The 9,178-nt window shown below is 62.7% G+C and carries 9 protein-coding genes; 5 read left to right on the forward strand and 4 right to left on the reverse strand.

From position 1 onward, the window contains the following. Positions 1 to 7 precede the first annotated feature (7 nt). The 4 genes from accB to PQR53_RS36420 all read right to left on the reverse strand — a co-directional run bounded on the left by accB (position 8) and on the right by PQR53_RS36420 (position 2,416). Entirely contained in the window at positions 8 to 472 is a 465-nt protein-coding gene (gene accB, locus PQR53_RS36405; protein ID WP_408465062.1) for an acetyl-CoA carboxylase biotin carboxyl carrier protein, read from the reverse strand. Between the two features lie 76 nt (positions 473 to 548). Continuing rightward, complete coding sequence (gene aroQ, locus PQR53_RS36410; protein WP_074765826.1) at positions 549 to 1,004, reverse strand: type II 3-dehydroquinate dehydratase; 456 nt, start codon at positions 1,002 to 1,004, stop codon at positions 549 to 551. Positions 1,005 to 1,198: 194 nt separating this feature from the next. After that, positions 1,199 to 1,747, reverse strand: coding sequence for a TlpA family protein disulfide reductase (locus PQR53_RS36415; protein ID WP_408465064.1), 549 nt, complete (start codon positions 1,745 to 1,747; stop codon positions 1,199 to 1,201). A 15-nt stretch (positions 1,748 to 1,762) separates the two neighbouring features. After that, positions 1,763 to 2,416, reverse strand: a complete 654-nt coding sequence (locus PQR53_RS36420) for a UDP-N-acetylmuramate--alanine ligase (RefSeq protein WP_408465066.1) — start codon at positions 2,414 to 2,416, stop codon at positions 1,763 to 1,765. Between the two features lie 212 nt (positions 2,417 to 2,628). Here PQR53_RS36420 and mpl point away from each other — a divergent pair, with 212 nt between their 5' ends. The 5 genes from mpl (at position 2,629) to mtgA (ending at position 8,570) form a co-directional block, all read left to right on the forward strand. Then, entirely contained in the window at positions 2,629 to 4,035 is a 1,407-nt protein-coding gene (gene mpl / locus PQR53_RS36425; RefSeq protein ID WP_408465068.1) for a UDP-N-acetylmuramate:L-alanyl-gamma-D-glutamyl-meso-diaminopimelate ligase, read from the forward strand. After that, positions 4,032 to 4,634 (forward strand): YqiA/YcfP family alpha/beta fold hydrolase, encoded by a 603-nt coding sequence (locus tag PQR53_RS36430; RefSeq protein ID WP_408465070.1) that lies wholly within the window; start codon positions 4,032 to 4,034, stop codon positions 4,632 to 4,634. Before mpl ends, PQR53_RS36430 begins: the two co-directional genes overlap by 4 nt. A 181-nt stretch (positions 4,635 to 4,815) precedes the next feature. Beyond that, positions 4,816 to 6,930, forward strand: a complete 2,115-nt coding sequence (locus PQR53_RS36435; protein ID WP_408465072.1) for a ribonuclease catalytic domain-containing protein — start codon at positions 4,816 to 4,818, stop codon at positions 6,928 to 6,930. Then, the gene (aroE, locus tag PQR53_RS36440; RefSeq protein ID WP_408465074.1) at positions 6,927 to 7,790 is read left to right on the forward strand and encodes a shikimate dehydrogenase; all 864 of its coding nucleotides are present in this window, start codon (positions 6,927 to 6,929) and stop codon (positions 7,788 to 7,790) included. Before PQR53_RS36435 ends, aroE begins: the two co-directional genes overlap by 4 nt. A 57-nt stretch (positions 7,791 to 7,847) precedes the next feature. Beyond that, positions 7,848 to 8,570 carry a monofunctional biosynthetic peptidoglycan transglycosylase gene (gene mtgA, locus PQR53_RS36445; RefSeq protein WP_408465076.1) on the forward strand — a complete coding sequence of 241 codons (723 nt, stop codon included), beginning with the start codon at positions 7,848 to 7,850 and terminating at the stop codon, positions 8,568 to 8,570. Positions 8,571 to 9,178: the final 608 nt, after the last annotated feature.

A 9,178-nucleotide genomic window follows, 5' to 3' on the forward strand; every position in this document is an offset into this window, starting at 1 on the left:
TGCCGCGTTAGCCGACCACGAACAACGGTTGGCCGTACTCGACCGCCTGGCCGTTTTCGACGAGGATTTCCTTCACCACGCCAGATTTGTCCGACTCGATTTCGTTGAGCAGCTTCATCGCTTCGATGATGCAGATCGTCTGGCCTTCCTTGACCGTGTCGCCCACCTGGACGAACGGGTCCGCACCTGGCGACGGCGCGCGGTAGAACGTGCCGACCATCGGCGAGGTCACCACATGGCCTTGCGGCGCGGCGGCGGCCGGCGTAGCCGGTGCGGCTGCCGCGGCGGGGGCTTCGCCTGCCAGAGGAGCCGGCTGGGCATATTGCGGCGCATACGAAGCGGACGGCTGCACGTAAACCGGCGGCGCATTCTTGACGATGCGGACCTTGCCTTCGCCTTCGGTCACTTCGAGTTCGGAAATACCGGACTCCGAGACGAGGTCGATCAGAGTTTTCAGTTTACGTAGATCCATCAGGAAGCCCCTTTCAATGCGTAAAGTGCCGGCGCGTGCAATCGCAGTACCCGGCTCAAATTGGACGTGTTTGGAATCAGCCGCGCGACGAACCGGCGGCGAGCCGGTCGAGCGCGAATTCGAGTGCGTACATGTACCCCTTCCAGCCGAGGCCGCAAATCACGCCTTCAGCCTGGTCGGAGAAATATGAGTGATGCCGGAACGGTTCGCGGCGATGTACGTTCGACAGATGAATCTCGACGAACGGGATGCCGACCCCCGCCAGTGCATCCCGAATGGCCACGCTGGTGTGCGTGTACGCGGCGGGATTGATCAGTATGAAATCGGTTTGTTCAGTCCGGGCGGATTGGATGCGATCGACGAGCGCCCCTTCATGATTGCTCTGGAACGACGCGAGTTCGACACCTGCGTCCGCGGCGCGGTCCGCCAGTGCCTGATCGATCTGCGGCAACGTCACCCGACCGTAGACCTCAGGTTCCCGGGTGCCGAGAAGGTTGAGGTTGGGGCCGTGCAGTACCAGCAGTCGCGTCATGGTCGCTTCTTTTTCCGTGGAATTGGGCGCACTTTAGCGCTGATTAGAGAAACTTGTCTAGTTTCCTGCGCGTTCGGAACGGTCTCGGCGGCCTTTTGCCGCTGCTCCCGGCGCCCATCTTCTCTCAAATTTGAGCGATTTGCGCGTAATTTCGCGCGTTTTGCCCCTATCTGATCGTCAAACGAATGTGAAATCTAGAGCGCGTCGAGCGTCTGCTTCAGCGCTTGCGGGTCGATTTGGCCTAATTTTGTCGAGCGGATGTTGCCTTTTGCGTCGATGACAACGGTAAAGGGCAGGCCGCCGGCGTTATTGCCGAACGCGCGCGCCAGGTCGGCGCCGCCGAATCCGGTCACATAGATCGGGTAGGCCACTTTCACTTTTTGCAGGAACGCCTGCACATTTTTATCCGAATCAACGCCAAGTCCTACGAACTGGATGCCTTTTTTCGCATAGTCGCGCTGAAGTTGGGAAAGCGCGGGCATTTCTTCGATGCACGGTCCGCACCAGGACGCCCAGAAGTTGACGACGATTGGATGGCCTTTAAGCAAACTTAGCGTTTGCGGCTTGCCGTCGACGCTGGTGACCGGGGCGGCCCACAACTGTTCAACCGCGCTTTGGGGTGAAGCTCGCTGCGCCGCATGGGCGACTTCGGGGTCGCCGTTCAGCCAGTGATTGGCCAGCACGCCGCCGCCCGCAGCGGCGACCGCCACCAGCGCCCCTGCCAGAATCCGTGTCGTATTCATTCCAGCTCTGTCTAATTAATTAGTTGGAGAGGTGACGTCGCTACTGTCCAGCAGCGCCTGAACGGCTTGCTGATTCGCGCGGGCCGTGCGGCCGCGCGCGTCGGCCCGTACCGCGCCGCGCAAGTCATCCGTTTCGTACAGCGCGACGTGGATGCCGACTGGCTCCGCATCGCGCGCTTCGTCCGTGGGGCGCCAAAGGAAGCTCAGCGTCTCGACGTAGCCGCGACCGGCAAAATGCCGCGTCTCCGACACGTCGTATTGAATGTTGGCGTTCAGAAAGTAGATCGCGACTTCTTTCGGGTTGTCGCAGAACACCTGAAGGTGAATATCCGAGTGTTCGCCGGCCGTACCGCCGAGCACCGCGCCTGTCAGATACGGATTGAACGGCGCGAGCCGTTCCATCCAGTCGATCGCAATGTGGCGGAACCGCCGCAACAGCGCAGGCTGGCTGTCGCCTTGGAAAAGCGACTGATATTCACGAATTTCTTCTTCGATCTGGTCGTTATCCGGCAGCCATTCGCCGGCAACACGACTCTCCCCGACTACCTGCCGTGCCGCTTTACGCTTGGCCGTTGCGTAGTCCAGACCGTCTTCAGCGATCATCCGGGCAGCCGCGATGGCGATTTCCTCGCGCACGCGCTGCGGATCGAAATGTGATTTGCGAACCATCTCTCAATCATACTAGAGATTGATGACAGCCCTTTCTGGGTGGTTCGCAGCGGGTGCCTGGCGTGCTCGGGCCGGGCGGCCACCCCGGTGGCCCGGTTCATAGGGCGATGGAAAGGCGTCGGTTACAATAGCGTCCTTTGCAGACGGTCGTTTCGGCCGCTTCTCTGCACTCCCATCCCTCGCAAAATACGCCCGCGCGGCACGACAGGCTTATGCACATCCACATCCTCGGTATCTGCGGCACGTTCATGGGCGGACTGGCGGTCCTCGCGCGCGGCGCGGGCCACACCGTGACGGGCTGCGACGCCGGCGTCTATCCGCCCATGAGCACGCAGCTCGAGGCGCAAGGCATTCGTCTGATCGAAGGTTATGACGCTGACCAGTTGAACGGCCTCAACGCCGACCTGTTCGTGATCGGCAATGTTGTCTCGCGCGGCAACCCGCTGATGGAAGCGATCCTCGATCGCGGCCTGCCTTACGTTTCTGGTCCGCAATGGCTCGGCGAGCATGTGCTGAACGGCAAGTGGGTGCTGGCGGTGGCCGGCACGCACGGCAAGACCACCACCAGTTCGATGCTGACGTGGCTGCTCGACGACGCGGGTCTCAATCCGGGCTTCCTGATCGGCGGCGTGCCGCTGAATTTCGGCGTGTCGGCGCGGCTCACCGACTCCAGCTTCTTCGTGATCGAAGCCGATGAGTACGACACGGCCTTTTTCGATAAGCGTTCCAAGTTCGTTCACTATCGCCCCAAGACCGCGGTTCTGAACAATCTTGAATTCGATCACGCCGACATCTTCCCGGATCTGGCTGCGATCGAAACGCAATTTCATCATCTGATCCGCACGGTGCCGGGCATCGGCCGGATTGTGACAAATGGTCGCGAAGACGCGCTGGAGCGCGTGCTGACGCGCGGTTGCTGGAGCGAAGTCGAGCGCTTCGGCGTGCAAGGCGGTTGGGAAACCTTGCCTGCGGAAGACGGCGAGACGGTCGACGAGCGTTTCGCCGTGTATCACAACAGCGAACGCGTCGGCGTGGTCGAGTGGCAGGTGCAGGGTGAGCACAACCGCATGAACGCGCTGGCCGCGATCGCCGCCGCGCGGCATGTCGGCGTGCCGCCGGCAGTGGCCGCGAAGTCGCTGGCGAGCTTTCGCAATGTGAAGCGCCGCATGGAAGTGCGCGGCAGCGTCGACGGCGTGACCGTCTACGACGATTTCGCCCATCACCCCACGGCGATCGAAACCACGGTGGCCGGACTGCGCGCGCGCGTCGGCCGCGAGAACACGCGCATCCTGGCCGTGCTGGAGCCGCGCTCGAACACCATGAAGCTCGGCGTGATGAAGGCGCAATTGCCGGCGAGTCTGGCCGACGCCGACCTCGTGTTCGGCTACGGAGCACCGGCCGGTCGCGACGCACTCGGCTGGAATCTCGGCGAAGCGCTCGCGCCGCTCGGCGGCAGGGCGCAGTCTTTCGACAATCTCGACGCGCTGGTCAAAGCAGTCGTCCACGCAGCGCGCCCCGGCGACCAGATTCTGGTGATGAGCAACGGCGGCTTCGGCGGCGTTCATCAGAAGCTGCTTGATGCGTTATCCGCGGCCCTCTCCGCGCGAGGCACTTCGTGATCCTTTATCTGCACGGTTTCCGCTCGTCGCCTAATTCGTTCAAGGCGCGCGTGCTGGCGGCACGCCTCGTCGAACTGGGCCGCAGCGACGAATGGTGCTGTCCGATGCTGCCGGTCTCGCCGTTCGAGACCGTGGCGCTCGCCGAATCGCTGGTGGCGGCAGTTCAACCGGAAAATGTCACCGTGATCGGCAGTTCGCTGGGTGGCTACTTCGCCACACATCTCGCCGAGAAGCACGGCTGGCCGACGGTGTTGCTGAACCCGGCGGTGGTGCCGCAACGCGACCTGAGCGCCTACCTCGGCGAGCAGCCTTTGTGGCACGGCGGCGGCAGCATCACAGTCGAGCCCCATCATCTGGATGAACTGCGCGCGCTGGGCGTCGCGTCGATCACGCGGCCCGAACGCTATTATTTGATAGCCGCCACCGGCGACGAAGTGCTCGATTACCGCGAAATGCTTGCGCACTATCCGGGCGCGCGCACTACGCTGATCGAAGGGAGCGACCACGCGATCAGCGAATTCGCGCAATACGTCGACGCGGTGCTGGCCTTTTGCGACGCCGAAGACATCGAGCCGCCGGCGCCGCGCGAGGCGGCCTGACAATCACGGCCGCGACGTTTGCGCCGCGAGGCCGTTGAGTATCACCAGAATCATGCCGCCGGCGCGCGCGTATCGCGCCGCGGATCCACTACCACGAACATGTTGCCGTGCCGCGCGCAGTGACCGATAGCTGAACCCAGTCGGGCGCGCCGGCGGATGCAAGTCAGAACGAGAGTATTGAGTGAACGTTTTCTTCGAGGAATCGGGCAGTTTCAAGGCGGGCAGCGTGCTGTCGCGCCAGGGCGATGCTTTTCAGGTCGAGTTGCCGGGTGGCCGCCGCGCCAAGGTGCGCGCGAAAGATGTGCTGATCGAATTTGAAAAGCCGAGCGCCGGCGAGTTGATGCAGCAGGCTGACGCCGCGGCGCAGGACATCGATCTGGATTTCCTGTGGGAATGCGCGCCGGAAGATGAATTCCCGTTTGCGACGCTGGGCGCCGAATACTTCGGCGAATCGTTCGGCTCGATCGAACGCGCGGCGCTGGTGCTGCGCATGCACGGCGCGCCGGTCTACTTTCGCCGCAAGGGCCGTGGCATGTACCAGCGCGCGCCGCAGGAACAGCTCAAGCTGGCGCTTGCCGGGCTGGAGCGTAAGCGTCAGCAGGCGCTGGTGCAGGCAGGTTACGAAGACGAACTGAAGGCAGGCCGTCTGCCGGAAGGCTTTAGCGGCAGCAAGGCGCTGGCTTTGCTCACCCGGCCCGACAAGAACACGATCGAATACAAGGCGCTCGAAGGCGCCGCAGCCGCGCGCGGCATCTCGCAGGCGCGCCTGATGCTCGAATGCGGGGGGATTCCGTCGGCTCGCGCGCTGCACGAGGCGAAATTCCTGTCGGAGTTTTTTCCGCACGGCACCGGTTTTCCGCCGGTCACGGTCGGCACGTTGCCGGAAGATCTGCCGGAAGCCAATGTGCAGGCGTTCTCGATCGACGACGTCACCACCACTGAAATCGACGATGCCTTCTCCGTCGAGCATCTGGCCGACGGCCGTGTGCGGATCGGCGTGCACATCGCCGCGCCGGCCCTCGGCATTGTGCGTGGCGACGAGGTCGACGAGATTGCACGCACGCGCTTGTCGACCGTCTATATGCCTGGCGACAAGATCACGATGCTGCCCGATAGCGTCGTCGAAGCATTCACGCTGGCTGAAGGCGGCTTGCGGCCGGCGTTGTCGCTGTATGTGATCATCAATCGCGAGACACAGGAAATCGTCGCAAGCGAAACGCGCGCCGAGCGTGTGTTCGTGAAGAACAATCTGCGCCACAACACGCTGGACGAGCTGGTCACCGAAGAAGCGCTCGCCGCCGGCACCGGCGACTATCCGCACAAGGAAGACATTGCCGTGCTGTGGCCGTTCGCGCAGGCGCTGTTCGAAAAGCGTCAGACCGCGCGTGCCGGTTACGGCCTGCGCCGTGAAGTGCAACGCAACACCGATTTCAACTTCTATGTGGAAGGCGAGCACGTCACGATCACGCCGCGTCGGCGCGGGTCGCCGCTCGACACGATCGTCGCGGAGCTCGCGATTCTCGCCAACTCGTCGTGGGGTGCGTTCCTGCATGACCATGGTGTGCCGGGCATCTATCGTACGCAGCGCGCGTTCGGCGCGCCGACCGGCCCGAAGCGCACCCGCATGCAGACCAACGCCGCGCCGCACGAGGGGCTGGGCGTCACGCAATACGCGTGGAGCACATCGCCGCTGCGCCGCTACGTCGACCTCGTGAACCAGTGGCAATTGCTCGCCTGCGTACAGCATGGCGTGACCGCGAAACTGGCCGCACCCTTCAAGCCAAAGGACGCCGATCTGTTCGCCGTCGTGCAAGGTTTCGACGACACCTACACCGCGTATGCCGATCACCAGCGCCGCATGGAGTACTTCTGGTGCCTGAGGTGGTTGAAGCAGGAGAACCGCAAGCAGGTGGTGGCGTCGGTGGTGAAGGGCGATCTCGTGCGCCTCGAGGAAATTCCGCTACTGCTGCACGTGCCGGGTCTCGGTGTGCACGCGCGTGGCACGCGCTTGCAGATGGAAGTGATGTCGCTCGACGAACTGACCGTCGAAGCTTCCGTGCGCCTGTTGCACGTGCTCGACGCGCCGACCGTGACGAGCGGCAGCGAAGCTGAGGAAGCCGACGAGGGCGAAGAGGAAATCATCGACGTGGCCGATGAAAGCGCCGAAGGCGAAGCCGAGGCGCAAGCCGAAGCGGACCTCGACGGCGGCGCGGCTGAACAGGGCGACGCCGAAAACGGCGCGCCTGCCAGCGACGCACCAGCGGATCAGCAGCACGTGGCGGAGCCAGGAAGATGAGCGTTAGCGAATCACGCGATCGCTACGCGGTCATCGGCAATCCGGTCGGTCATAGCAAGTCGCCGTTCATTCATGGCCGCTTTGCCGCGCAGACCGGCGAGCCGATCGAGTACGGCCATTTGCTTGCGCCGGTCGATGCTTTCGTGCCGCACGTGAGGGCTTTTATTGAAGCGGGCGGATGTGGCTTGAACGTTACGGTGCCGTTCAAGCTCGACGCACACGCGTTCGCTAACAGCTTGTCGCCGCGCGCGGCGGCCGCGGGCGCGGTGAACACGCTGCGCTTCGATGGGAACGGTGTCTACGGCGACAACACGGACGGCTTTGGCCTCGTGCGCGACATCGAGGTGAATCTTGGTGTGCCGTTGAAGGGCGCGCGGATTTTGTTGCTTGGTGCAGGCGGTGCTGCGCGTGGCGTCGTGCTGCCGATGCTGGATCGCGCGCCGCATACGCTGACGATCGTCAACCGCACCGCGGCGAAGGCGGAAGCTCTGGTCGCGCAGTTCGCCGACGCTGCGCGCGACGCCGTTTGCCGTCTGAGCGGCGGCAGTGCGCGAGCGATTGAAGCGGGGACGTACGACGTGATCGTCAACGCGACGGCGGGCAGTCTGGATGCTTCGTTGCCCGAGTGCGACGACCGTGCGTTCGGCAGCGGCACGCTTGCTTATGACATGATGTACGGCGCGCATCCGACGGTGTTCATGGAGCATGCGCGGAAGCTCGGTGCGCGTGGCGCCGATGGTCTCGGCATGCTGGTCGAGCAGGCCGCCGAATCGTTCTACGTGTGGCGTGGCGTGCGGCCGGACGGCGCACCGGTGCTGGCCGAATTGCGCGCGCTGCTGACGGCGCCGTCGCGCGCCTAGATTGCTGCATTACTTTCCGGAATACGTCAATTCACCGACCTGAGGGCTCCAGTCACGATGACAGCAACACGGCGCGGGAGCCGGCCAGGTCCGGTGCGATGGGTGATTTATCTGGGGGCCGTGGTGGCAATTGCGTGGTTCGCTACGCAGGCGTTCTATTTCGCGCAGATCGCGCTGTGGAATTACGTGAATCCCCAGTCGACGGCATTCATGCGATCGGATGCGTGGCGCTTATCGGAGGATCGGCCTGATCTTTCGGTGCAGCATACGTGGGTGCCGTATGAGCAGATTTCGCACAATCTGAAGCGTGCGATTATCGCTTCCGAAGATGCGAATTTCGTGAATAACAACGGCTACGAGACGGACGCCATTTTGCAGGCGTGGGAGCGCAATAAGGCCAAGGGCAAGATTGTGCGGGGCGGCTCGACGATTACCCAGCAGCTGGCGCGGAATCTATTTTTGTCGCGGGAGAAGAGTTATATCCGCAAGGGGCAGGAGCTGATCATTACGTGGATGCTTGAGACCTTGATGGATAAGCAGCGGATCTTCGAGATTTATCTCAACTCCGTGGAGTGGGGGAATGGGGTTTATGGCGCGGAGGCGGCCGCGCATTATTACTACAAGACTTCTGCTGCGAAATTGACTGCTGCGCAGTCGGCAAGGTTGGCGGTGATGCTGCCGCAGCCTAAGTATTTTGATGAGCACAGAGGCTCGGGGTATCTGGCGCAGCGGTCGCGCGTGATCGCGAGGAGGATGGGGGCGGCTGAGTTGCCCGAATAAGATGCCTGCGGCGTTGGGTTTTTCTTGAGCATGGTTTCATGTGGGGGCTTGTTCGTCTGATTGCCTACGGCGTTGGGCTTTCCTTGAAGTGGTTGCCTGCTCGGCGCTTTGTCGGGTTGCCTATGGCGTTGGCCGTTTCTTGAAGTGGTTGCCTGCGCGGCGCTTATTCGTCTGTTCGCCTGCGGCGTTGGCCTTTCCTTGTTTTCTTATTGGTGTATTAGCGTCGCCCCTGTGCGGGGCGGGCACCTACTTCTCTTTGCCGCCGCAAAGAGAAGTAGGCAAGAGAAAGCGGCTCAAATCGCCAATTCTTAAGCGGGTCCCCTGGCTTGGAGGGGGCAGTGGTGCATCTGGAATCTGTGCCCTCGCACATTCGACGTAAGTGACAAGGGCGTCATACTTCCCGCCTCGCACTGCGTGCTCGCCAGAAGGGGCCATCGAGAACACGCGGCTTCGTTCATTCACGCCGGGGCCACGGGCTCCCCTTGAATGATCTCTGCGCTTCCGCGCTCACATTTCATTTCGCGACGTAGCCGCAGCGTGTATCGTCTATTCGCCTTCGCCTTCGCCTTCGCCTTCGCCTTCGCCTTCGCCTTCGCCTTCGCCTTCGC

It is taken from the genome of Paraburkholderia fungorum, from assembly GCF_046027605.1.
Classification (GTDB): domain Bacteria; phylum Pseudomonadota; class Gammaproteobacteria; order Burkholderiales; family Burkholderiaceae; genus Paraburkholderia; species Paraburkholderia fungorum_F.

Excerpts from the sequence above, each read along its gene's own strand:
- accB (WP_408465062.1), bottom strand. The coding sequence starts at position 472 with ATGGATCTACGTAAACTGAAAACTCTGATCGACCTCGTCTCGGAGTCC.
- aroQ (WP_074765826.1), bottom strand. The coding sequence starts at position 1,004 with ATGACGCGACTGCTGGTACTGCACGGCCCCAACCTCAACCTTCTCGGC.
- PQR53_RS36415 (WP_408465064.1), bottom strand. The coding sequence starts at position 1,747 with ATGAATACGACACGGATTCTGGCAGGGGCGCTGGTGGCGGTCGCCGCT.
- PQR53_RS36420 (WP_408465066.1), bottom strand. The coding sequence starts at position 2,416 with ATGGTTCGCAAATCACATTTCGATCCGCAGCGCGTGCGCGAGGAAATC.
- mpl (WP_408465068.1), top strand. The coding sequence starts at position 2,629 with ATGCACATCCACATCCTCGGTATCTGCGGCACGTTCATGGGCGGACTG.
- aroE (WP_408465074.1), top strand. The coding sequence starts at position 6,927 with ATGAGCGTTAGCGAATCACGCGATCGCTACGCGGTCATCGGCAATCCG.
- mtgA (WP_408465076.1), top strand. The coding sequence starts at position 7,848 with ATGACAGCAACACGGCGCGGGAGCCGGCCAGGTCCGGTGCGATGGGTG.